This is a genomic window from Streptomyces sp. NPDC008092 (assembly GCF_042957285.1).
GTDB lineage: Bacteria > Actinomycetota > Actinomycetes > Streptomycetales > Streptomycetaceae > Streptomyces.
Map to the genome: position 1 here is coordinate 20,679 of NZ_JBIBHY010000028.1, position 23,071 is coordinate 43,749.

General features: G+C 70.9%; 24 protein-coding genes and 2 pseudogenes. 4 read left to right on the forward strand and 22 right to left on the reverse strand.

Going from position 1 to position 23,071, the window contains the following annotated elements; translation table 11 throughout:
• The 22 genes and pseudogenes from ACFZB3_RS48375 to ACFZB3_RS48480 all read right to left on the reverse strand — a co-directional run bounded on the left by ACFZB3_RS48375 (position 1) and on the right by ACFZB3_RS48480 (position 19,805).
• On the reverse strand, positions 1 to 1,800 hold the full coding sequence (locus ACFZB3_RS48375) for a hypothetical protein (RefSeq protein WP_391389961.1): 1,800 nt from the start codon (positions 1,798 to 1,800) through the stop codon (positions 1 to 3).
• Entirely contained in the window at positions 1,797 to 2,939 is a 1,143-nt protein-coding gene (locus ACFZB3_RS48380; protein WP_391390039.1) for an AAA family ATPase, read from the reverse strand. The genes ACFZB3_RS48375 and ACFZB3_RS48380 overlap by 4 nt, the downstream gene beginning before the upstream one ends.
• A 193-nt stretch (positions 2,940 to 3,132) precedes the next feature.
• Positions 3,133 to 3,354: a hypothetical protein gene (locus tag ACFZB3_RS48385; protein ID WP_391390041.1), complete on the reverse strand. Its 222-nt coding sequence runs from the start codon at positions 3,352 to 3,354 to the stop codon at positions 3,133 to 3,135.
• Positions 3,355 to 3,675: 321 nt separating this feature from the next.
• Positions 3,676 to 4,779, reverse strand: coding sequence for a hypothetical protein (locus ACFZB3_RS48390; RefSeq protein WP_391389963.1), 1,104 nt, complete (start codon positions 4,777 to 4,779; stop codon positions 3,676 to 3,678).
• Between the two features lie 949 nt (positions 4,780 to 5,728).
• Positions 5,729 to 5,871: pseudogene (locus ACFZB3_RS48395) on the reverse strand (glycosyltransferase); the annotation flags it as partial.
• A 106-nt stretch (positions 5,872 to 5,977) separates the two neighbouring features.
• Positions 5,978 to 6,424, reverse strand: a complete 447-nt coding sequence (locus ACFZB3_RS48400) for a hypothetical protein (protein WP_391389965.1) — start codon at positions 6,422 to 6,424, stop codon at positions 5,978 to 5,980.
• Between the two features lie 187 nt (positions 6,425 to 6,611).
• Complete coding sequence (locus tag ACFZB3_RS48405) at positions 6,612 to 7,139, reverse strand: hypothetical protein (protein WP_391389967.1); 528 nt, start codon at positions 7,137 to 7,139, stop codon at positions 6,612 to 6,614.
• Positions 7,136 to 7,870, reverse strand: a complete 735-nt coding sequence (locus tag ACFZB3_RS48410; protein ID WP_391389969.1) for a hypothetical protein — start codon at positions 7,868 to 7,870, stop codon at positions 7,136 to 7,138. Before ACFZB3_RS48410 ends, ACFZB3_RS48405 begins: the two co-directional genes overlap by 4 nt.
• Entirely contained in the window at positions 7,867 to 8,868 is a 1,002-nt protein-coding gene (locus tag ACFZB3_RS48415) for a hypothetical protein (protein WP_391389971.1), read from the reverse strand. Before ACFZB3_RS48415 ends, ACFZB3_RS48410 begins: the two co-directional genes overlap by 4 nt.
• A 73-nt stretch (positions 8,869 to 8,941) precedes the next feature.
• Positions 8,942 to 9,484 (reverse strand): hypothetical protein, encoded by a 543-nt coding sequence (locus tag ACFZB3_RS48420; RefSeq protein ID WP_391389973.1) that lies wholly within the window; start codon positions 9,482 to 9,484, stop codon positions 8,942 to 8,944.
• 7 nt (positions 9,485 to 9,491) lie between these two features.
• Positions 9,492 to 9,737 carry a hypothetical protein gene (locus ACFZB3_RS48425; RefSeq protein ID WP_391389975.1) on the reverse strand — a complete coding sequence of 82 codons (246 nt, stop codon included), beginning with the start codon at positions 9,735 to 9,737 and terminating at the stop codon, positions 9,492 to 9,494.
• Positions 9,738 to 9,831: 94 nt separating this feature from the next.
• Positions 9,832 to 10,323 (reverse strand): hypothetical protein, encoded by a 492-nt coding sequence (locus ACFZB3_RS48430; RefSeq protein ID WP_391389977.1) that lies wholly within the window; start codon positions 10,321 to 10,323, stop codon positions 9,832 to 9,834.
• A 96-nt stretch (positions 10,324 to 10,419) separates the two neighbouring features.
• Positions 10,420 to 10,989 (reverse strand): hypothetical protein, encoded by a 570-nt coding sequence (locus ACFZB3_RS48435; RefSeq protein WP_391389979.1) that lies wholly within the window; start codon positions 10,987 to 10,989, stop codon positions 10,420 to 10,422.
• A 268-nt stretch (positions 10,990 to 11,257) separates the two neighbouring features.
• On the reverse strand, positions 11,258 to 11,824 hold the full coding sequence (locus ACFZB3_RS48440) for a hypothetical protein (protein ID WP_391389981.1): 567 nt from the start codon (positions 11,822 to 11,824) through the stop codon (positions 11,258 to 11,260).
• Complete coding sequence (locus ACFZB3_RS48445; RefSeq protein ID WP_391389983.1) at positions 11,821 to 13,356, reverse strand: VirB4 family type IV secretion system protein; 1,536 nt, start codon at positions 13,354 to 13,356, stop codon at positions 11,821 to 11,823. The genes ACFZB3_RS48440 and ACFZB3_RS48445 overlap by 4 nt, the downstream gene beginning before the upstream one ends.
• A 28-nt stretch (positions 13,357 to 13,384) precedes the next feature.
• Positions 13,385 to 13,884: pseudogene (locus tag ACFZB3_RS48450) on the reverse strand (DUF6238 family protein).
• Between the two features lie 63 nt (positions 13,885 to 13,947).
• On the reverse strand, positions 13,948 to 15,420 hold the full coding sequence (locus ACFZB3_RS48455) for an SCO6880 family protein (protein WP_391389985.1): 1,473 nt from the start codon (positions 15,418 to 15,420) through the stop codon (positions 13,948 to 13,950).
• 80 nt (positions 15,421 to 15,500) lie between these two features.
• On the reverse strand, positions 15,501 to 16,871 hold the full coding sequence (locus ACFZB3_RS48460) for an ATP-binding protein (protein ID WP_391389987.1): 1,371 nt from the start codon (positions 16,869 to 16,871) through the stop codon (positions 15,501 to 15,503).
• A gap of 37 nt (positions 16,872 to 16,908) precedes the next feature.
• Positions 16,909 to 17,604, reverse strand: a complete 696-nt coding sequence (locus ACFZB3_RS48465) for a hypothetical protein (protein ID WP_391389989.1) — start codon at positions 17,602 to 17,604, stop codon at positions 16,909 to 16,911.
• Complete coding sequence (locus ACFZB3_RS48470; RefSeq protein ID WP_391389991.1) at positions 17,604 to 17,918, reverse strand: DUF6112 family protein; 315 nt, start codon at positions 17,916 to 17,918, stop codon at positions 17,604 to 17,606. The genes ACFZB3_RS48465 and ACFZB3_RS48470 overlap by 1 nt, the downstream gene beginning before the upstream one ends.
• A 265-nt stretch (positions 17,919 to 18,183) precedes the next feature.
• Positions 18,184 to 18,549: a hypothetical protein gene (locus ACFZB3_RS48475; RefSeq protein ID WP_391389993.1), complete on the reverse strand. Its 366-nt coding sequence runs from the start codon at positions 18,547 to 18,549 to the stop codon at positions 18,184 to 18,186.
• Between the two features lie 125 nt (positions 18,550 to 18,674).
• Positions 18,675 to 19,805, reverse strand: a complete 1,131-nt coding sequence (locus tag ACFZB3_RS48480) for an NlpC/P60 family protein (protein WP_391389995.1) — start codon at positions 19,803 to 19,805, stop codon at positions 18,675 to 18,677.
• Positions 19,806 to 20,324: 519 nt separating this feature from the next.
• Between ACFZB3_RS48480 and ACFZB3_RS48485 the strand changes: the two genes are divergently transcribed.
• The 4 genes from ACFZB3_RS48485 to ACFZB3_RS48500 all read left to right on the forward strand — a co-directional run bounded on the left by ACFZB3_RS48485 (position 20,325) and on the right by ACFZB3_RS48500 (position 23,070).
• On the forward strand, positions 20,325 to 21,080 hold the full coding sequence (locus ACFZB3_RS48485) for a DNA methyltransferase (protein ID WP_391389997.1): 756 nt from the start codon (positions 20,325 to 20,327) through the stop codon (positions 21,078 to 21,080).
• A gap of 247 nt (positions 21,081 to 21,327) precedes the next feature.
• The gene (locus tag ACFZB3_RS48490) at positions 21,328 to 21,879 is read left to right on the forward strand and encodes a DUF4913 domain-containing protein (protein WP_391390043.1); all 552 of its coding nucleotides are present in this window, start codon (positions 21,328 to 21,330) and stop codon (positions 21,877 to 21,879) included.
• Positions 21,876 to 22,361 (forward strand): hypothetical protein, encoded by a 486-nt coding sequence (locus ACFZB3_RS48495; protein WP_391389999.1) that lies wholly within the window; start codon positions 21,876 to 21,878, stop codon positions 22,359 to 22,361. The genes ACFZB3_RS48490 and ACFZB3_RS48495 overlap by 4 nt, the downstream gene beginning before the upstream one ends.
• Positions 22,362 to 22,380: 19 nt before the next feature.
• Positions 22,381 to 23,070: a hypothetical protein gene (locus tag ACFZB3_RS48500; protein ID WP_391390001.1), complete on the forward strand. Its 690-nt coding sequence runs from the start codon at positions 22,381 to 22,383 to the stop codon at positions 23,068 to 23,070.
• Position 23,071: the final 1 nt, after the last annotated feature.

Below are 23,071 nucleotides of genomic sequence, written 5' to 3' on the forward strand. Positions count from 1 at the left end.
TCAGCGTGTTCTGCGGATGGCGTCTGTGGCCGCCGCGGCGATGGCGACGGGAGCGCTGGAGGGCTGGGGCAGGTGCAGCAAGGTGGTCCCCGGCAAGTGGTGGGACTTCGCGGTGAGGGTGAGCTGGAGTACGGCGCAGCCGGCGGTCGTGAGCTGCTTGACGCGGGTGACGGCTTGAGCGGTTTCGTCGTTGCTGTACCGGGCGTCGGTGACGATCACGAGGAGGCGGCCGGCGCCGGGGCGGCTGAGTTCGAGGCCGTGGTCGAGTGCGTCGATGGCGTCGCCGAGGTTGTGGTGGCCGCCGTTGGCATTGAACGTCGTCACGCGCTCTGGTGCTCGGTGGGTGGGTCGGGTCAATGCGGTCAGGTGCTGGTCATAGGCGATGGTGGCGGTAAGGGAGTCGGGGTCGGTCAGGGCTGCTGCGCGTGCCACGATCCAGGCAGCGGACGCGACGGATGCGCAGGCGGCACGCATGGAGCCGGAGACGTCGACGGCGATACCCACACGCAGCGGTGGGGTGGGGGAGTTGTGGCGGCGGGTGTGGGTGAACGGTTCCGCGGTGGGGGCCGACCCGGCCGCGCGCTGGGCGTCGCGGGCGAGGGCCGCGCGCATGTTGAGGCGGCCGGGCGGGGTGGGGCTGGTGGTCCGCTCTTCGGTCCGCTCGCGGTAGGCGGCGGCACGCAGGGCGCGGCTCAGGCGCGCGGCGGCGCTCTGCTCGGCGGCGGTGGGCCTGCGGGTGCCGGTGACCGGGTTGCCGTAGGGCGCCGGTGTGCCGTCGGGGGTGACGGTGGTGCCACGGGCGTTGAAGACCGACTTGGCGGTGGCGGCGGCTTTGCGTCGCTGGTCGGCCCGCTGGGCGCGGTCCTGAGCCTGTGCCTTGGACTGGGCGGCCATGGCGTTGGCCGCTGCGGCCTGTGCCGCGAGGTCGGCGGCGTCGGTGGCTGCCGTGCTGTCCATGACGATGCCCACGGCGCCGGACAGTAGATCGGTGAGGTTCTTCGGCACGGGCAGGGCGGGGGCTGCGGTGTCCAGAGCGTCGCACCATTTTTGAGCGTGCGCGAGCATGGTCGTGGCGTCGTGGTCGGCGCACTGGTGGGCTGCGGTCCAGATGCGGGTGAGTGTGGCCAGCAGGTTTGCGCCCAGCACCTTTTCGCACAGATCGGCGACGGCCCGGGTCTCGCCGGCGTCCAGGATGCCGACGTCACGGCGGCCGAGGACCAGGGCCGCCACGGCGGCGGCGTGCTCGATGCCCTGGAGGGTGGGGTGGGCGATGTCGGGCATGACCAGGGTTCGGGCACTGGTGCGCAGGTACGTGCGGTCTGTGGGCCGCGTGATCAGGTGTGCGCCTTCGACACGGCTCTCCTCCAGCAGGAGCGCGGCCTCGACGACACGGGGGTTCGCTCCGGCTGGGGCCGTCCAGTCGGAGTGGGCCGCGTGCGCGGCCTCGTGGACGAACACTCCCCAGGCGGCGGGATACCGCTCCTCGTCGCCCACGATCCGCGGATGGATCTCGTGGGGCTTCAGCGGGGCGAACAGGCCGGCGTCGAACTCGACCTCGCCCAGAGCGGGGAAGAACGCGGCCGGTGCGCCGCTGCGCGTGCCGGGGCGGCAGGTGACGAGGAGGTCCTGGCGGCCGGAGAGGGCGACCAGCCGATCGCCGAGTTCGGCTCCCACGCGCAGCCACAAGTGCGGGGAGGAACGGGGTTGCGCGGGCGGGGCGCCGTCGTCGTCCCATCGCGCGAGGTCGGCGTCGTCGTCCGGCGTGGTGGCGGGGGACTGGACGTGGTGGTGGGCGCTCATCGCGAGCGGCCCCGGTGCGCGGAGCCGGTGCTGCCCGGGGGCTGCCGGACGGCCGAGGCCGGGAGCTGCTTGCCGAGGGTGAGGGGCGCGACCTCTTTGACGCCGGCAGCCTTGATGACGGCAGCGGCGACGGCGTCGCGATCCTCCACAGGAGCGATGCCGACCAGGTTCGCGAGCGCGGCTTTGGTGCCGAGGACGGCCTCGGTCTTCTGGTAGCTGAGCAGTTCCCGCAGTTGGGGGGCCCAGCCCAGCTCGCCGAGTTCGACTTGGCGGGCGAGGTGTCGGGCGACCCGGACCACCCGGGCATCGATCCTCAAGGCCAGGGCGAGGTCATAGTCCGTGCCGATCTGGATCTGCACGCTGAACCGGCTCGCGAGCGCCTCCGTCAACACCGCCCCGTGGACGCCGGGATTGTGGCCCGCCACCACGTAGAAGCCCGGCTCGGCCTTGATGGTCTCGCCCTTGTGGGCCTTGACCTGGATCTGCCTGCGCCCGTCCATCGCGGGATACAGCGCCGCCAGGACCTTCGGTGAGATCAAGGTGGCATCGTCGATCAGCAGGGCGCGGCCCTCGGTCATCGCGGTGACCAGCGGACCGTACTGGAAGACGTAGGCTCCCGCGTCGTCCTGTGTGTACTCGCCGACCAAGTCGCCGACCGTGGTGTCGCCGTCACCGGCGACGGTGAGCAGGTCCGGGAACGCCGCCTCGACCAGACTCGTCTTGCCGGTGCCCGGAGGGCCGTAGAGCAGCACCGGCACGTCGGCGTCGCGCAGGCGATTCAACGCCTCGACGTCGGGCAGATCGGCCAGCTCCCGGGGGTGGTAGAGCTGGCCCCCCGCGCGGCGGATCGGGCCGGTCTGCCTGGGCGTGGCTGCTGCGGGAATGGTCGTGGGGGCCGTGGCCGCCTGGGCGCGGGGAGCGTGGGTGCCCGGTGGGCTGATCACAGCGGTCTGCGCGGCTGCGGCGGTTTTCGCGTTCGCCCGGAACTCCGGTTGTCCGGTTCCGTCTTGGTCGGCCTCGCCGCGTCGCACCAGGGTGAGGGCGGCGTTGCGGACGGCGCCGTGGGAGTGGCCCAGATGCCTGGCCATGTCCCCGATGGTGAGCGTGTCCGACGGCCGGTCGGCCAGCAGTCGGGCCACCTTGGCCCGTAGTTCGCCGCCCTTGGTGCGCGCTGGACTGGTAGGCGTTCCGGGTGTGGTCAAAACGAGGATCCTTCAACAGGTGCGGGTGCGGGCGGGGTTGGCGATGCGCGGGAAGGGCTGGCCGCTCTCGGAGGGATCACGGACTGTGCCGACGTCGGCGACCGGGCCAACCGGGTCGTACCGTCGGCGCTCACCGGCCGGCCGAGGGCTCGGTCCAGGTGCAGGGGGTGGCCGGCGACGAGCAGCTCGCTGGGTGTCGAGCAGGCCCGTGCGTCCGCTCCGTACCGGGTTCTGTCGCCCGGCAGGTGCAGCCTGGCGTCTCTTCGAAGCCGGCCTGGAGCAGGATCCGCCGGGCGGCGGCGTTGTAGCCGGTGGTGGTGATCTCGCCGGTGATGGTGTGCCGGATCGTCATGAACGGCTCTGCTGGTGCGTCGGGCAAGGCGGGTCTCCAATCGGTGGTGGCGTGAAAGCGGTGGGGTGTTGGGCGAAGGCGAGGCGGGCCCGGAGCTTCCAGCACATCAACGGTGCGTGGCTGGACCACGAACGATGGGCAATGACTGCCGACATGCTCCAGGGCGGCCCTCACCGCCCCGCAGCTACCTGACTCGCCTTTCCGCACGTTCCGATAGCCGGGTGTACCAACACGGCCATGATTCGATCTTCTCAAAAAGGTTGGAAAGTAGGTGTGTTGCGCCCTGATCCGGGCCTCTTGCGTCGGCTGTGCTGCCGGTGTTCAGCGGTGGCGGGCGGCCGTGCCGGCGCGGGGTGGTGGCGTGGGCGGTGTGGTGTCCACGGCCGGGCGAGGACGGGCTTGCAGCACGGGGGTGCGGTGCGGGGGCAGGACGGCGACGGTCGCGCCCAGGTCCTCGGCCGCCGCTTCGACCTCGCGGGTGAGGAACTCGATCTGCCGGCCCAGCGCAGAGAGGCGGGCTCCGATCTGACGGCCCTGCGCGTTCTCCAGCGCGCCGGCGAACTGGGCGCTCGTCTCCAGGAGTTCCTGCAGCCGTACCATCGGGCCGGCGGTGTAGCCACGCTGGACGGCACCGAGGAGGGCGTTGGAGGCGTCACCCGCGGTGTGGCCTTCGACGACGTCTCGGATGAGGTCCTGCAGGGACAGTTCCGGGGCTGACGGCGGGCGGTTGAACCGGGAGACGTCCGGGCGCAGCACGCCGGGCGGGACCGGCGCGGGCAGAGCCTTGCCCGCCTCGTACTCGTTAGGGAAGTGCCCGATCACCTGCCAGCCCGGTACACCCGGATCGCCGCGCAGTGCGATGACCGTCGAGTCGTCGTCCTCCACCAGGTAGGCCAGGGTGATCGGTTGCCCGTCGGCGGCGTACCACGACTCGATCAGATCCAGCTCGCCGCGCCGCTGCGCGGCCTGGGCCCTCTCGGTCCACCTCTGCTGGTTCTCGCCGGCCAGCGGATCCGTGGGGTGCCGGCTGTCGCGCTGGTCGGCGAGGTCGCTGGCGATCGAGCCGTGGTCCGCCCAGGCGGTGAGGTGCGGCCACAGCAACCCGTGTTGAGTACGTTCTGCCGAGGAGCCGGGGTCGGCCGGGTGGTCGAGAGCCTGGCGGATCACGGTGGCCGAACCAGCCAGGCAGTCCAGGACGGCCCGCCACCCGGCCAGGTGCCGGGCGGGCGGCAGCCCGTTGAGCGCACGGCGGGCGGCATCGAGGAGAGTGTCGGCGTGCGGGGCGAGGTGGGTGGCGTACGCCTTGACCGCTGACTCGTCGCGGCGGGCTCGTGCTGCTGCCGCGGCACCGGCGTGGACGGTACGGCCGTAGCGGTCGCGTGTCATAGCAAGCGCCGCCTCGGTCTCACAGTCGATGACCGCCATCCGTAATCGGAAGTCGCCTGCTGCGCTGCCCAGTTCGACAGCTGCCGGCGAGGTGCTTTCGCGGGTCGAACCGTTCGCGGGTGTCACTGGGACCGTCTGCCGGTCATGGCCGTCAGGTAGACGGTCGGAGCGTATGTCGGCATCGGCGGAAATGGCCGGGCCGACGACGGGGAGGTGGCCGGCGGTACGGAGCCGAAGTGGAAGTGGTGAGGCAGAAGCGAGTCCTTCGGGTGACGCTCAGCGGTGCACCGCTGAGATGGTGGCGGTGCGGGGCGGTTCAACGGCGCGTGGTGTTGCGCCGAGACACGGTCCCGGAGACGGGTTTCGCGGGCCGTACAGCACCGGCGCGTGCAATCACCGGAGGCGGCTTTTCGAAGGTCCAGTGGGCAGGGTGATCGCTGAAGCGAGTGCGGGGGTCGGTGCCCCAGGGGACGAGCGGCCCCCACTCGGCCTGGATCCGCACGCTGATGACTTCGATGCCCCCTCGGTCGCAGGACGTAGCCCCACTCGAAGTCCTGCTCAGCGGCTGATTGCGGGGTGATGGTGTTACGGGTGGGCGGGGAGCCGTTCGGGGTGATCAGGAAGTTGTCGAGGGCCCTGCTGGGAGACTGCATACCACCGGTCAGCTCGGTGACCAGCGAGGGCGGTGCACCGTCGAGGAGATCGGTACCCAGGGTGTCCCAGCCCAGGGTGACGTTGTCGATGAGGTGCCGCGCCATGGCGTCCACATCACCGTTGAACCGGTACTGGAACGTGGCGAGGAGCAGGGGCACCTTGTGACTCGGCTGGCCGATGTAGTGGACGACGATGCCGCTGTATCCGTCGGTGCTGCGGCGGGCGATGAAGGAACTGGTCGACAGGAGAGTTTCCGGGGAGAACAGGGGGACATCGGGCGGACAACAGGGCCGTCCCGCAGCAGGGAGTGGCGCTCTTGGCCGTGACTCGGCCAGGCGGCGCTGGCCGGACGGGGCAGCGTTAGCGTGCGCACGCGGGGGCCCGTGCGAGCGGGGCCAGCAGGCGGTCGGGCGATGCTCCGTCGAGCGCGATCACTGCCTCCCACGGCACGGACTGCCGGGTGAGGCTGTCGCGCATGGCGCTCAGGCAGTCCAGCCGGTCTTCGCGAAGGCGGCTGGCGATGACGACCGTGATGAGGGTCGTGGTGTGGGGCCAGAAGAGGCTCCCGGAAGACAAGGGGTACCTAGCGACGGGCGGCGGTACGCGGGGTACCGGCCTTCGCCGGCGCTGTGGCCGGAGCGCTGTGGGGCTGATTGCCGCGCGGTGTCCGGAGGGAGGGCGGGGCGTCGAGGGAAGACCAGGCGGCCGGGTGGTCGTTGAAGGCGGTGCGCGGGTCTATGGACCAGCTCACGATCAGGCCGATGTCCTCGTGCAGGAGGCTGATCACCTCGACACCCTCCTTGTGCAGGACGTACCCCCACTGCATGTCCTGCTCGTCGGCGGTCGTGTCGGTGACCGACATGCGGACCGGCGGGGAGCCGTCCGGGGTGACCAGGTGGTCGAGGCTTCGGCTGGGCCAGTGCTCGCCGCCGGTCAGCGCGTTCAGGAGTGCGGGCGGAGCGTCGTCGAGGAGGTCGGTGCCGAGTTCGTCCCAGCCGACGGCCACGTCGTCGATGAGGTGCCGGGTCATGGCCTCGACGTCGTGACCGAACCGGTATCGGTAGGCGGCGAGCAGGAGGGGGAGCTTCTGGCTCGGATCACCGTCGAGGTGGACATAGATGCCGCCGTAACCGGATTCGGTGGGCCGGGCGATGAAACAGCGGGTGGACAGAGGTACTCCAAAACTGTCAGGACGCGAAGGACTTGGCGGCACAGGTCTAGGGCCGGCGGCGTGGAGACTGGTGGCCTGAGGCATCGGTGGCCCGCTGGTGTTGCTCGGCGACGCCCGGCGTCGGGGCGGGCCTGGGCAGGGGACCGGTGACGGATTGCAGCGCCCGTTTCAGACTGCGCAGTGCCGCCGCGTGCCCGAGTGTCAGGGCCAGTTGGTTTTCGGCCATGGCGGCGGGGGCATGCCGGTAGGCGAGGCGGTGGGTGTCGGCGAGTCCGGTGAGTGCCGTGCTCAGATGGGTGGCGGCCCGGTTGGTGTGCACGAGTGCGGTCGCCAACTGCGCCAGGTACTCGCGTCCCACGGTCGTGGCGGCGAGCGGGCTGTCGGCGGATTGGCGAAGATCCGCGAGGAGACCGGTCGCGAGGTTGTGCACGGCGACCAGTTCGTCGGTGGTGGGGGTGATGGCGGCCCGCGCGTTGTCGGCCTCGGGAGGCACGAGGGCGGCGGCGGTCTCGGTGATGCGCCGCTGCCAGGTGGTCAGGCGGGCGTGAACGAAGGCGTCGTTGCTCAGGCTCATCGGCGCTTTCCTCTGTAAGCGGCTGCTCCTGGCAGGGGCGGGTGCGTGCGTGGTCCGTCGTTGGTGTGCTGGGTGATGTGGAAGCTCTGGTGCCGCAGGCGCTGCAGGCCGGTGATCAGGTGGCGCCGTACTTCTTGGGGGCTGAGGGCGTCTGGAAGGTGGCACTCGCCGGTCGCGGGGTCGAGGAGGAACCCGCCGTGCGCGAGGAGTTCGGCGTTGGCACCGAGGTAGCCGGAGCGGATCCGGGGGCGCTGTTGGTGGTCGAAGGCGACGTGGACCTGCATGTGGCCGGGGCTGCTGCGCCGGATCGCGGTGGGGGCGGCGAGCCGGTAGGCGAGCAGCAGTCGGCGGTGCAGGGCGGATGCGGCCCGGATCGGGTCGTCGGGAACGGCGATGCCGCGCGGGGCCCGGATGCCGCGGACATGCCAGTAGCTGGTGTTCGCGGGCAGCATCGGCAGCACCAGGTACTGCCTGAGGCGGTGGGGGCGGGGCAGGATGTAGAGCTGGAGGCCCCAGTGGTGGGTGAGTACGGTGCGCCGGGCGTCGGCTTCGTAGGCCGTGTACGGCATGGGGCCGCTGTCCCACATCCGTGCGCCCGCCGGGTCGTCGGCGACGAGCACCGTGTGGGGGGAGGGCTGCCAGCCCGGCAGCCGTTCGGCGAGAGCGTGGGCGAACTCGGTGAGATGCACGGGAGGTTCCTCGTGGGAGTGGTCGTCGGTGCTGCTTGTCACGAGGAGGCGGTCATGCCGTGGGCGTCGGTGCGGCGGCAGGTGTAGCCGAGCAGCGTCGACTTGCCCGGCGTGTCGGGGACGGCGGCGACGTCGGAGCAGGTGAACTCGTAGCTGAAGTAGGGGCTGTTGGTGGTGCCGAGCCAGGCGCGGTCGTTCTTCTCCGGGGTGATCTCGAAGGCGGAGAAGACGGTGTCGCGCTGCGTGTGGGTATGGGCGAACACGACGAGGGCCTGGCCGTCGGCGGCCTTCAACGCGTAGCTGCCGGTGAACTCGGGGACGGCGGCCGAGAACGCGGTGATGCCGTGGCTGCCGAACTTGTGCACCGTCTTGTCGTGCGCCTTGATCTGCCGGGCGGACGCCTTCGACGAGGTGAAGACCTTCCTTCCGCTCAGGTCGCCGCCCGTGGCGAAGTTGTCGCCGACGGCCGTGCGCAGGGTGGTGACCGGCGCTGCAACGTTCTTGCTGGCGTTGGCGTCCAGGGCGGTGGCGTAGCCGTCGGCGTCGAGGGAGATCTTCGGGAACTTCCTCGGGTCGTCGAGGTCGACCGCGGCGACCATCTCCCACCGCTTCGTCCTCGCATGCTGGGCGAGGACCATCACCCGGACGTACTGTTTCTTCTTGCCGCTGCGGGCGACGGCGGCGAACCACCGCTGCTGGCCGGAGCGGAAGCGGGGGACGTAGACGTCGGTTGCGGCGAGGTCGTAGGACCACGGCTTGTACGGCTCGCGTTCGGCCTGGGGCAGGCCCTCGGTTTCCTTGTAGTCGGCCACCGACATTGCGTACAGCGGTCCGTCCTCGACAGTGTCCAGGAGTGCCCGATTGCGGTGCTTGTTCGCCTCGTTGTTGATCTTCGAGTAGTGGGCAATCTGGGCCAGGGCTTCCTTCTTCGTCAGCGCCGGCAGGGCAGTCGGTGAGGGCGAAGCGCTGGGGGCGGTCTTGACCGTGGTGCTGGCGTCGTTTTTGGTCGTGCAGGCGGTGGCGGTGAGAGCTGCCGCCATGGCGGCAGCGAGCAGGGCGACGGTGCGGCGGGCGAGGGTGTGCTGGGGGATGTGGTGCTCCGGGTGCGTACGGTCAGTGGGTTCGGGTGGGGGCCGCCGATACCGCAGGTACGGGTGGTGCGGCAGAGGGTGAGGGCCGGGTGTCGGCGGCGGTCCGCAGGTGTTTCGCGGCCTCGGCGAGATGCGTACGGGTCTCCGCGATGCAGACGGTGAGACGCTGGTGGCCGGCACTCATCGCACGGGCTTGGCCGGGGCTCGGTGCTTGGTGGCTGAGGTCGGCGAGACTGCCGAGCACGTGGACGGCGGCGCCGAGCGAGGCGAGCGCGGCGCCGGTGGGCTCGGCGGCGCGGGCGAGGCCGCCGGCGAGGCGGCGCTGGGCGGCCGTGACCTGGTAGGGGTAGCGGGCGGCAGCCCGGTGGCGCACGGCGTGCTGGCCGGCCAGGTAGCCCAGCAGACGGGCCAGGTGGCGGACTTCGTCGTCCAGGAGGTCACTGAGTACCGGGTCTGCGCGGATCTGGTCGGGCAGCGGGAGTTGGTCGGCGATGGAGTTGAGCCGGTCGGCCACGTCGTGCAGCAGCATCCGCTCGTCGAGGTCGCTGGCAGCTTCAGCAGGCAACAGAGGTCTACCGCCGGGCCGCGGACGGTGTGCCCGCTGTCGGCCCGGAGCCGAGGGCCGGCGCGGGGGCGCGGCATGCCGGGCGTCGGTTGGTGGGGGTGGCGTGGCGGAAGTTGACGCCGATGCCCTGAGTGGTCAGCTGCCGGACGGCGGTCTCGATCAGCAGGGCGTGGTCGCTCGTGCTGCAGGAGTCGGGCAGGACGAACGCGGCTTCGTGCGGGCGGTACTGGAACCGGCAGCCGTACAGCACCATGCGGGCACCGACGCGTACGGGGCGCCCACGATCCCGAAGGAGTACAAGATCAGGGTGAGGGTCTCAGCGGTCTCCGGCGCGGGCTTCGTGAAGGTCATCGGCTGGGGCCGCCCGGCGCAGCCGGGGGCGGGGGCGGCAGTGTTCCGCGGGCTGTGCGGGCGCGTTGCGTGAGCGGGTCGGGATCCGGTGGCGGGTCGTAGTGCGCCCGGAGGATCTTCAGGTCGGCTTCGGCGGCCATGGCGAGTGCGGAGGCGATGCGGCTGGCCGCGTCGCGGAGCAGCTTCGGCGGTGACCCGGTCTCCGCGCCGCGGTTCTGGTTCTTCCAGCGGGCGCTGAGGGCCAGGTGGTCGATGACCTCTGCGAGGAACGGCTCGACCGCGTCCAGCAGTGCGTTGAGGACGGTGCTGAACTCCGCCGGCGAGTCGGCGGTGTCCAATGCCTGGCGGTACGGGCTCAGGTCCGGCGTGGGGAAGGTCGCGGCCGGCAGCGGACTTTGCGAGCGGAAGGCTTCCGCATCGCGCCGGGCCCACCGGCGCAGGTCGTCTGTGGTGGCCGAGCCGGTCTGGTGGGCACGGATCTGCTCCACGGTGCGGCCGACGTTGTCGTACAGCTCGAAATCGGGATGCTGCAGGGGAGACTCCGGAGTAGCTGGGGGTTTGCTGCCCGTTATCGGCGTGGAGGGTCAGCGCCGAGGAGGGCGGGGCGTCGAATGCGCTGGAGCGCTGATTCCCGACTCCAGCGCGGGCGGCATGCCGGGCAGGTGCTGCAGGCCGAGTCCGACGGCCGTGGGCGAGGCCGGATGGGGCAGCAGCCCGAGCCGGCCGAGGCGATGGTCGATAGCCTCGACCAAAGGCTGGGCCCTCCCGCCGTGGCGGGCCTCGGGCTGCTGCGAGGCACCGGGGTCGTCGGAGGGAGCCGAGTCGTAGAGGACCTCGAAGAGGCTCTTGTCGTCGGGGTGCTCGCGGGTCACGATCCAGCCCTCGGGGTCTCCGGGCGGGCGCTCGGAGGGCGGCTCCTGCGGCGGGCTGATGATCAGGTAGCTGTCGTCGGGAAGGGCCACGCGCACGATGTAGGCGCTGAGGCCGAACTCGATGTCGCACTCCAGCCCGCGCTCTCGCAACGGCGTGGTGATGTGCGCGTGGCGACGCCACAACTCCTGCCACCACGGCGTGTTCACGTCGCGGTGGTCGGGAAGCGGCGCGAGCGGAGCCGCGCGGCGGGAGTCTGGAGTGCTCTGCTGGTCAGCGGCCACGGTTCCTCTTGCGGGAGGCCGGCGGGCGGTGGGGCGGAGGTATCCGGCGAGCGGGGTCGGCTTGCGGCTTCGGCACCGGACTGAAATCGAGTTCGTACTCGTCGCAGACGGCGATGAGGCCGTGCTCCATCTGGGCTTCGCGTTGGCCGCTCTGTGCCATGAGGTCGTCGTGCTCGGCTTGGCACTGCTGGTAGTCGGCCCAGTCGGCGTCGCTGAAGTGGGCGGGGCGGTTCAGAGGACTCCTTGAAGGGGTGGGGGTCGGCTCGGGTCAGCGGTGGCGACCGTCCGGTTTGGGCGGCGGTACCGGGCTCTGGCGGTGGGAGGGCGTGAGGAGGAAGCGGTGGAAGTCGAGGTGGTCGGTGAGTTCCTGTACTGCGTCACCGAGCGACTCCGAGGCGCGCCGCAGATAGGAACGCGCCGTCGCGTGTTCGATGACCATGCGGTTGTCCCGGGAGTATCTGTCGTTCTCGCTGTGCGACCGGGGCAGTGAGAGCGCGGTCTGCGCGGTCTCGGCGAAGTGCGGTACGGCCTGGCTCGACAGGGTGACCGCCGACGCCAGATGGGCGAGGACGGCGCTGCCGGCACGGTTCGTACTGGAGGTGGTCCGGGCGAAGTCTGCAGTCAGCTGGACGACATCACGGGCGAGCGCCTGTGCGTCGGTGACGTGCCGGAGTAGCGCGGTGAAGGACGGCGAGGCCGGGACATGACCGGTGTCGTCCAGCAACTCCCACTGCTCGGACCCGCCGGAGAGTTTGCCCCTGACGGCGTTGAGCGCGTCGATGAGGTGGAGGGTGGTGGCGCGCGGGATCAGTTCACGCTGGATATCAGGTGTCATGAGTCTTTTGCATTCTTTATATGCATTCGGGCGTCGGTGTCGAAGAGTGCCAGCTCGTACGTGTGGAGGAGGTGCTGCACGATGAAAGATCGTCCGGCGACTTTCCATAGGCCGCGCCCTCGGTTGAGGTGGGCGATGGCGTCCATTTCGACGGAGGTCAGGCCGAGCAGGGAGGCCGCGGCGTGGAGTTGGTCGGTCTCCTGGCGGTAGATGATGCGGGTGCTGCAGTCGGCGAGGAGTCCTTCGGCCAGGGCCCGGCCCTGTGATCCGGCGTCGCCGGCGGTGAGCAGGTCGGACAGCCGGTGGATGACCATGAGGTTGGCGATGCCGAGGCCGCGGCTGAGTTTCCACTGGGCCTGCATCCGTTGGAGCAGGCCGACGTGCCGCATCAGGCGCCATGCCTCGTCGTACACGATCCAGCGCCGGCCGCCGGACGGGTCGGAGAGGGCGGATTCCATCCAGGCGCTCGCGCAGGTCATCGCGAGGACGAGGGCGGTGTCGTCCCCGCTGCCGCCGAGGCGGGACAGGTCGATGGTGAGCATCGGCGCGGTCGGGTCGAAGGCGACGGTGGAGGGGGCGTCGAACATGCCGGCCAGGTCGCCGTGGACGAGGCGCCGCATCGCGTGGGCCAGGTCGCGGGCGGCGTCGCCGAGTTGGCCCGACATCATCCCGGCGGCCTCGTCGAGCGTCAGTGGGTTGTTGAGGGTGGCGGCGACGTCGCCGAGGAGCGGGGTGCGGCCATGGGCCATGGCGTGGGTGACGACGGCGTCGAGGGCGACGTCCAGGGCAGTGTGCTCCATGGGCATCAGGTCCCGGCCCAGGACGGTGCGGGCCAGGGAGCCGAGCAGGAGCAGGCGTCGTTTGCGGATCTCGCCGACCCAGTCGGCCTCGGCCACGCTCGCCGGGCGTGGCGCCGCGTCCAGGGGGTTCAGGCGTCCGGGCAGTCCGGGACCGAGGGCGACGGACCGGCCGCCGAGGGCCTGCGCGACCGGCGTCCACTCCCCCTTCGGGTCGCACGGTACGTAGACGCGGTATCCGAAGGCGACCGAGCGCAGCGCGAAGGACTTGGCCAAGGCGCTTTTGCCCTGGCCGATCACGCCCGCGAGCAGCAGGTTGGGGTTGGTGAATCCCTCGACGCAGCCGTACAGCGCGAACGGGTCGAAGACGAAACTGGCTTCGGCGTGGACGTCGCGGCCGATGTAGATGCCCTCGGCGCCGAGTCCGCCCTCAGCGAGGAACGGATAGGCGCCGGCCGCGATGGCGGTGGTCATGCGGTGGGCGGGAAGTTTCAGCCGCTTCCCGCGGGCGGAGGCGGGCCCGGGGCGCCCGCTTGGCGGGTGGAGCGCGGTGGGCATCTGATGCTCGGCGGGTGTGCTGCCGCTCTGGTGGGCGGTGGCTTCGGCGCGGGCTTTGGCGGTGGCCTCGGCGAGCTGACGACGCGCGGCCTTGCGGCTGGCACGGTCGGCGCCGTGAGGAGTGAAGAGCGGGCTGGCGGAGGCGCGGCGGGCCCGTAGGGCGGGCCGGTGGCTCAACGGAGGCCCTCGATTCTGCGGGTGGTGTTCATCGCGCGCAGGCCGTGGTGTGCGGGCGGAGGTCGGTGGGGGTGGTCTTACGGCGCAGGACATGCCCGGCGGCGAGGTGGCGCTGGCAGATCGTCAGCACGGGCGGTCCCTCGGGCAGCCGTTCGGGATGGCACGCGCTGACCTCGGCTTCTTCCGCTGCGGTGTCGGCGGGCAGCAGGTGGAAGGCGGAGTGGACCTCGCTGGTGGCCTGCCAGAGGCGGGTGTGCGCGGTCGCCAGGTGACGGCCGGCGGCGGGGTGCGGCGGGCGGGTGGTTTCGGCGAGGCGGTCCAGGAGCTGGAGCAGGGCGGCGAGGTGGGCGTGGAGCACGTCCAGGTGCAGACGGTCCGCTCGCCGGGGCGGGGCGGGGCCGCGTCCGGCGAGGCAAGGGACCGGTTGTGGTGGCGGATTCCGGCGCTCGCGGCGCGGAGGTAGGGGTGCGCGTCGTTGGGGGGGTGTGCGAGGGGGCAAGGGCGGTGATCCTTCCTGCCGGGAGGCAGGGGGCGGCGATGGGCGGTCCGTCGGGGATGAATAAGGGTCCGGAGGCCGGGGACGGCCCTGGCTCACAGGGCGGTGCGGGCCAGCGGGAGCGCGGCGAGCGCGAAAGCGTCCGGCTGCTGGTAGTTGAGGCGACGCAGGTCGACGCCGGAGGTGACGGCGTGGGTCTCGATCTGTGCGCAGGCGGCCTCCAGGAGGGCGTCGGTCTCGGCGGTCACGGTGACCAGGCCGGTCAGGGCCACGTCCGCGTGCCCGGCGATGAGCTGGCGTTCGCGGGTTTTGACGTCGGCGTACTCGACGGAGTCTTCCTCGCTGTCGACCTGCCCCCGGCGGGCCCTTTCGTTGGCATCGGCGATGATCGCCGCCTTCTTCCGCTGGACGTCCCGCAACGCGGATTCGAGCCCCTGCGGCACATAGATGAGGGAGAGGCTGCGGCGCACGCCGGCCGTGAACATGATCCCGTGCAGGAACCCGGTCCCCATTTCGGTGCGAGGCCAGTTCTCCACCCAGTACGTCGCGTGCCGTGCGCTGTCGGTGGAGAGGCGGTCGTACTCCTCGAACTGGACGACGGGCCCGGCCGCGGCTGGGTCGGCCTCGGCGCGACCGGTCTCGGACCAGTGCTGGAGCGCGGCGAGGGCCTTGGGGTCGTAGGCGGTGCGGATGACGGCGGCGATCTCCCGCGCACTCAGCCATCCGGTGACCTGGAGCCCGGCGCTGCGGGCGGCCTGGGCGATGGAGGCGGTGGTCTGCTCCAGGACGGTGAACGCCCCGGGCAGCCCTCCGCCGGCCTGGCTGATCAGGCGCCGGGCGGCCTTGAGGTCGAGGGAGATGCCGAGATAGGTCTCGTGCGGTGCTGCGGCGGGGCCGGCCGAGGCGACCAGCTCGGAGTAGATCTGCCCCGCGACCGGGGCCTGGGGCTGCCCGGTCTGCAGCCAGTGCCGGGTGAGGGTGTCCCCGCTGTCGGGAACGGTGCGCTCCAGCACCTGCACGGTGGAGATGTGCCCGGTGCGGGCGATGCCCGCGAGCGCGCGCCCCCAGGCCGTGACGTTCTGGTTCTGGGTGGCGGGGTCGAGGAGAACGAAGGCACGGCTGGTGACGCGGGCGACGGCGGTCAGGGTCTGCCGGTGCGGGTCGTGGACGGCTGCGGCGCCGTTCGCGGAGTCGCCGGGGGTGACCACCTTCAGGGACGCGGCGGTACCGGGCAGGTGGAGGACGCCGTCCTGCCGGGGCCGGGTGACGGGCCGGGCGAGCCAGAGGGTCTGGCCGGTGCGGCGGCGGTGTGCGTACCGGGCGACGATCGGCGCCCAGTCGATCAGCGAGCGGCCGTGCCGGCGGATCGTGACGAGGGCACCGGCCGTGGCCCACAGCGGGGCCAGGGCGACGGCGCCGAGCAGCCCGGTGGAGATCACCGTCATCAGCAGCAGCGTCAACGTGCAGGAGACGAGGGCGAGTTGGGGCCAGGAAAGGCCGAGGAGGATGCCGCGGCGGGAACGGTGCGGGAACTTCACCGTGACCGGGGCGACGGAGGGATCAGTCAAGGAGCGAGTCCTGGAGACGCGGGTGGAACCCGGGGGCGGGAGCGAGCTGCACATCCCGCCCCCGGGAGTCGGTCAGAGAATCAGAGGCCGGTCGGAGGCGGCAGCCAGGGGCCGCTCGCCCCGCTTGACGAGGCGTTCTGCGTTCCGGAGGACGGCGGTGCACCCTGCGGCGGCGGGGTCGTGGCCGGCGGAGTTGACTGCCATCCGCCGCTCGGCCCAGACGCGGCACTCGTGGCGAATCCGCCAGGTCCCGGTCTGCCTCCCACCTGGCCGCTGGTGTCGTCGGACTCACTGGTCGGCGCGGGCTGGACGGCCTTCTCCAGGCCGGACTTGATCGCGTCGCCGCCAGCCGAGACACCCGTTCCGCCGTTCCGCGATCCCTCCTTGCCCTCGGCGCCGGTCGGGTTGGAAGCGATGTCGCCGGGGAAACCGCCGCCGGCGTCTGGGCCCTGCGGTGCGGCATCTGCGCCGGCGGCAGCGCCACCGGTCCCGGCGGTCGCCGCCGAGGCGGCGGCCTTGCGGGCGGCCTTCTCCGCATGTGCCCTGGCGATCTGGGCTCCGGCGCCGCCGGCACGGTGGATGGACTCGCCGTCGGTGCCGTCGGCTGCCCAGTGCACGAACTTGAAGACCGCGTACGGGCACAGCAGCACCAGGACCATGATCACGATGCCGGACATGACGTCGGCGAGGGCGGCGATGCCGTCCTTGGCCTCGGTCTTGCCCATGGCGGCGATACCGAGCACGAAGATCACGGTCATCAGCAGCTTCGAGACGACCAGGGTGGCGGTGGCTTCGATCCAGCCCTTGCGCCAGCGCCGGGCGACTTCCCAGCCGCCGCCGGCGGACGCGAACACGGCGAGGGTGACCATGACGAGGATGCCGACCTTGCGGACCATCATCACGCACCAGTAGAGGATGGCGCCGATGGCGGCGCCGAGGCCGGCGACGACCGGGACGAGCCAGCCGAGTCCGGACAGGGAGCCGATCTGGTTGACCTCCACGATGCGGCGCACGGCCGACTCGATGTCCAGGTGGGCGGTCTTGAACAGGCCGTCGCTGACGGCGTCGACCACTTCGACGGCCACTGTGGTCAAGGAGAGGGCGCAGAAGGCGAACAGGACGCCGGACGCGGTGCCGGTGAATGCCTGGGTGAGGGCTTGCCCGTCACGTCGGACGGCGGCCCGCACGAGCTGTGCGCAGAAGGTCGCGACCAGCAGGACCAGGCCCAGCGGCAGCAGCGTCTCGTAGTTGTCGACGAACCACGTCGCGTTGAGGTCCACTTTGGTGGTGGTGTCGACCGCCTCGGCGGCCAGATCGGCTGCGGCGGCGGCCAGTTCGCCGGCGGACTTCGCCATCCAGTCACCGATGGCCTTGCCGGGATCCGAGGCGAAATCCACCGCGTCGCCGACGTCGCACAGCTTGTCGGCCAGGGGGTAGTCACAGAAACCCACGGGGAGTCACTCCTCCTTATCGTTTCTCAGGCGCGGGTCACTGGGTGACGCTCGGTGCGATAGCGGCCAGGGTGCAGTCGTGGTTCGGGCGGCATTGGATGGCGAGGGTCACGGCCCGTTCCTCGGCCCCGCTGCCGCCCTTCTTCCAGGCGACCTGCTGTGTGCCGTTGACGGTGACGACGTAGATGTACGCCTCGGTGATCGCGGACGGGTCGTCGGCCAGCGCCTGCTTGAACGCGGAGGGGTAGTGGCCCTCGGTGACGTGGGCGGTGGCGTGCTGGTCCTGGTCGGCCATCCGCGACCACAGCACCGGATCGGGAACCTGGCCGGCAACGGAGGCCCAGTCGGCGTACTTGGCCTCCCGGGTCATCCAGGCGCGCATGCCGGCGAGCTGCTGGTCGCGGCTGGTTGCGCGGGTGTCGTAGGACCACAGCATCTGCGCCGCCGCCCTGGCGAAGGCGACCGGATCGGCGATCTGCGGGGGCCTCGACAACGGCCCGGTCCCGGACGACGGCTTCGGGGAGGTCTCGGCGGAGGACGGACTGCTGCCGGCCGGGGCCGGCGCGGCGGTGCCCGCAGCTGGGTGGCCGTTCCCGCTGCCGGTCACCGCGGCGACGATCGAGGCGAGGGCGAGCAGGACGGCGATGGCGCAGGTGACGATCGCGATGCGCCGGTTGACCGGCCAGCTCGCACCGTACGAGGACAGCGAAAGGGAGGGGAGCTGGCTTCGCATCAGTGGACCTGCGACCCCAGTCCGGAGAAGAAGGCGATGATCCCGTTCGCGGCACCCAGACCGAGGGCGGCGCCGGCGGCCACGACCGCGCCCTTCTTGCCGTTGGCCTCGGCCTGGTGACCACCGGTGTGGTGTCCCCAGGCCCACACGCTGAGCGAGACGGCGAGGGCGCCGACGACGGCGATGATCCCGAACAGGTTGATCGAGTTGACGACGTTCTTCACCACGCTCAGGCCGGGCAGGCCGCCGCCCTTGGGCGTGATTCCCGGGTCGTAGGCGAGCTGGATGACGCGGTCTGCGAGAGGGACGGACATAGGTGTGGCAGGGGCTCCTTGCGTACGACGGCTAGGCGGGGCCGACGGGAGAAGGGGGAGGCGCGAGGCGACTGCCTCGCGAAGGAAGGCCGACGACGGTGTGGGAAACGGCCGGCCGGGTGGACATCGGCGGCACGGCGGCTTGACGTGCACAAGGACGCGCAGATGGTGTGCAGAGGCCGGGGTGACACCACCGGCCAGGCCGGGGACTGCCCTGCCGGCGGCAGAGCAGTAGGTCACGCTCCGGGGCGGTGGCCGGGGTGCTCTAATTCGGGATCGACGGCTTCGGCGCGGGGTTGGTCTGGTAGGGGTTCGCGCAGTTGTAGATCATGTAGCCGCGGATCTTCTTGCCGTCGGACTTCCGGGTCACGGTGCCGCGGGTGTACCAGGTCTTCTCGGCCTTCTTGTACGCGAACTGGTCGTAGAGGACCTTGTCGTGCCGGTAGCCGATGCCCACGACCGTCGACGTCTTCGACGGAGCCTTGCGGACCTTGACCGCACTGCAGCTGATCGTGGTGGTGTCGGTGTCGTACGCCTGTGCCGTGGAGGCGGTGGCCAGGCCGCCGACGGCGACGGCCAGGGCCAATGAGGCTGCCGCGATGGCACGCTGGGCGCGGTGAGGGGGTGTCAAGGCAATGCTCCGTACTGTGGAATGGGGTGGTCAGGACCGCGGGTCCTGCGGGGTTCGGCCGTGAAAGTGCTGGCGAAGCCCAGGGGCTTCCCGGCCGGGGGCGGTGCGCCGGGGCGTACCGGGGGTCAGATGACGCGCCGTGCGGCGAGGATGTCCCAGTCCGCGAGCGCGGTGATGCGCACTGTTTTGCCGGTTCGCGGCGCTTCGATCGCGAGTCCCGAGCCGATGTACATGCCGACGTGCTCGGGCCGGGCGGCGGTGCCGCGGCTGAAGATCAGGTCACCGGGCTCAAGGTGGGCGGGTGAGACCGCGTTGCCCTCGTTGACCTGCGTGTACGTGGTGCGGGTGAGGGTGACGCCGGCGTGGGTGTATGCCTGCTGCACCAGGCTGGAGCAGTCGCAGCGCCCCATCGGGTCGGGGCCGTGCGCGTTGGTGCAGGACCCGCCCCACTGGTAGAGCGTGCCGAGCTGCTGCATCGCCCAGGTGATGGCCTTGCGCGCCGTCGGATCGGCGCCTGCGGGGATCTTGTAGCCCTTGGGGACGCTCCCTTCGGGGATACGGCCGAACCCGGAACCGTCCTCGCTCGCAGTACAGCCGCTCGTGCCGGTCGCCGGTTGCTCGGCCTGGTCCGCATCCTTGCCGTGCGCGTCGTTGCTGCCGGGGAAGGTCTTGGCGATGGCAGCCTGCAGTGCGGTGGCCAGGTTCTCCCACTGCGCGTACGCGTCCGGCAGTGCGGACTTCTGCACGGCTTGGGCGGCCTGGGTGAGGGTCATCTGCTGCCAGCCGTCCACCTTGAGTAGATGCTGGTAGAACTGCTCGGAGGCGTAGACCGGATCGCGGATCTGCTGGGCGCTGCCCCAGCCCTGAGAAGGGCGCTGCTGGAACAGGCCGAGCGAGTCGCGGTCCCCGTAGTTGAGGTTGCGCAGCCGGCTCTCCTGCATCGCCGTGGCGAGCGCGATGATCTGCCCCTTCGTGGGGACGCCGAGGGAGAGGCCGGTGGCCACGATCGTCGCCGCGTTGGGGACCTGCTCGGCGGGCATGTCCAGGCCCTCGACGTGGACGTCCTTGCCGGACGCGCCATTGAGGATCTTGGTGACCTGCTCGGCGACCTTGGTGGTGTCGATGTCGGTCAGACAGGTGCTGAGGGAACTGCTGCTCTGCACGGCGTCGGCGGCGGAGGCCAGCATCATGCCGGTGCCGGCGATCAGGATCGGGGAGAGGAAGACGACGCCGATGCCGGCGGCGAGCGCCTTCAACCCGTGCGGACCACGCGACGGTCAGCGATGTGGGGCCGGGGCGGGTAGCGAGACGTCATGGTCATGAACGTGTCCTTCGGGATTCGGTGTCCGGCGAGCCGCGAGCGCGAGGCGTGTGGGAAGGACACGGCGGCCGGGGAGGGCGATCGGGACGGGCCGGCGCGGGCGAGTTGCTGCTCGCTCTGCGAGGCCGGGCCGTGAGCTAGGTGTGCCGGGGCACGGGCTGCCTCCGTGAGGGGTGGCGGGGGGTGAGCCAGCGGCGGTGTGCGCTGGGCGGTTCCAAAACAGTAGGCGCGGATCGGCGGTTGACCAAAAAGTCGGCGTGAGGTGCCGGAATCCGGCACCTCAGGAACGCACTTCTTGGCCGTCGACGGATTCGCCACTACAGTTTTTGGACTCCCTCTCGCCCTCCTCGGTCCGTGGCCCTGGGCTTTTGCATGCCCGCTTCCGGCCCGCGAGGACTCCCGTGCGAGACGGGTAGCTCCCTCTGTGATTCCGTACCCGAATTGGGGTTCCTCTTTGCCCTTTTCCCTGCACCAGGGTGATGCCCTGAGTGTTCTCGTCGGCCTCCCGGACGGCTGTGTCGATTCCGTCATCACTGACCCGCCGTACAACTCGGGGGGTCGGACGGCGAAGGAGCGCACCACCCGCTCCGCGAAGCAGAAGTACACCTCCGCCGACGCCCAGCACGCCTTGCCGGACTTCACCGGCGAGAACATGGACGGCCGCTCGTACGGGTTCTGGCTGACGCAGATCATGACCGAGGCCCACCGCCTTACGAAGAGTGGCGGCACCGCGTTGCTGTTCACCGACTGGCGCCAGCTCCCCATCACGACGGACGCGATCCAGGCGGCTGGGTGGCTGTGGCGCGGGGTGCTGGCCTGGCACAAGCCGCAGGCCAGGCCCCAGAAGGGCCGGTTCACCCAGAACTGTGAGTTCATCGTCTGGGCGTCCAAGGGAGCGATCGACGGCTCCCGCAACCCCGTCTACCTGCCCGGCCTCTACAGTGCCTCGCAGCCTTCGGGGGCCAAGCGCCAGCACATCACGCAGAAGCCGGTCGAGGTGATGCGCGAGCTGGTCAAGATCAGCCCCGAGGACGGCACGGTCCTCGACTTCTGTGCTGGCTCGGGCTCCACGGGCGTCGCCGCCCTGCTGGAAGGCCGCGACTTCATCGGCGTGGAGAAGACCGAGCACTACGCGTCGATCGCCGCCGACCGGCTCACCGAAACCCTCCGTGAAACGCTCACCCAGGACGACGTGGTTCTCACCGTCTAAGCGACTCCGGCCAATTCCGCTCCGGAAACCCGCGCATCCTCTCAGCCTTCGCCGGAGTCCACCGGCATGTTTTGAGCTCGCTGGCGGGCCGCACGTCAAGGATCCCGCTTGTCTGTCTTTTCGCGTCTCGTAGGAGGCCGTACTTTTCATGCCTGAATCCGCAGAACCCGCAGACGGCGGGGAATTGGAACCGGTTCGCATTCCGGACCCGCAACTGGAGGGGATCGAGGCGAGCGTCCGGCGGCTCATGGAGCAGTCGGCGCAGCAGGCCCAGCAGCTCGACCATCTCGCGTCCGCCCCCGTGCCGGGCGGATCCCCGTTTGCGGCCTTCGGTATGCCGGGGCTCGGCGGGCCGGCTCCCGCCGCTCCGCCGGAGCCCCGCCCGATCCTGGAACTGGACGGCGAGGAACGCGAGGACGAACTCGACGCCCTGTCCGACTGGGTCGACGACTTCTTCCTCCCGGTCTACGGGGCGGAGGTCACCACCGCGGCGCCCTGGTGCCTGCAGTGGCAGGAGCACGACGACGTCGTGGCCTGGCTGCATGCCTTGTGGCTCGCCTACCAGCAGCACAAGGATCCCGAAGCCGGGCTGGCTGGCATGTTCGTGTGGCACCGGGACTTCCTCACTCACGCGGTCGCAGCGATCCGCGCGCCGGGCGGCCCGCTGTCTGCCTGCATGACCTCACCCGACCGGCCCGCGCACCGACTCCTGCCCGGCCCGCCGCCGTCCGTTCGTGTGGAGAGGGTCACCGCTGAGGAGGCCGCCGGGACGTCCGAGTCGTACGAGCTGGCGACATGACCGGGGGAGGGGGACAGCCCGCCTTCGGATTGAGCTTCGATCCCCGGGCGCTGACCGATCTTCTCCAGGCACCCGGCGATATCCGCGACCTCGCCCTCGTCTATCTGCAGGATGTCGTGAACGCGCAGCGCTTCGGGTTGCGTCTCGACGGTGACCTGGAGGGCTTCAGGAAGCTGTTCGTGGACTCGCGCAAGGACTGGCGCGTCGTCTACGCCGTCCGCCCGGCGCCTGCGGGATCCGCTCTCCACAAGGAGATCCACGTCGTCGCGATCCGGCCGCGCGCGGGCAACGACGTCTACGACGAGGTCGGTCGCCGCCTGGGGATGGCCCGTCGGCCGCTGAGCGCCCGCACCCACGCGGCTCGCTCCCGCTCCCCGCAGCTGACCACCCGCACTCCTGTGCCCCGGCCCGCCCGGCCGCCCATCGCGGCACCGGGTCTGCCCCGTCCCGCGCCCAACCCTGCGCACCATCCCGCCCGCTGAACGCAACGGAGCGTCGCCTATGCCCCCTGAACCCGCACCGCCCGCAGCTCGGCGAACGGTCTCCCCGCTCGACCACCACATCGAAGCAGTCACCGGCCACCACATCGACACTCTGTGGGACTTCCGCGACCGTGGTGTCCTCGACGAGCCCCACGCCCATCTGGTCGACAGGCACCGGGAGTTGGACACGGCCCAGACCGGCGTCACCTTCTACCTGCGCATCCTCAACCGCCTCTCCAGCGGCGAATTCGACGTCGATGACGCCCTGTTCACACGCATCGACCGCACCGTGGAGCAGCTGGAAGAGGCCGCCGCCGCGCGGGACGCCGCCGCCCGGGCGGTGCTCGCCGCCCTGAAACCCATCGAAGCCACAGCAGCGCCCGACGCGAAGCAGCTCTCGACCGACGACCAGGCGGCGCTGCTCGCCATCGCCGACGGAGCCAAGCTCTACGAACACCTGCTCACCGGCCAGATGAGCGTCACGACAGCCTCCGGCACCCACATCCCGCACGCCAAGATGCTCCGGCTGGAGGACACCGGTCTGGTCGTCCGGGACACGGGCCACCCCGTGCACGCCGGCCAGCCGGTCACGCTCACCGACGCCGGACGAGCCGCGCTGTTCGCCGCTCGCCGGATCCCCGCGACGCGGGCGCCGAAGGTCCCAGCTCCACCCGGCACATCGCCGCCGACTCCGGCGCAGCGACGTTGAT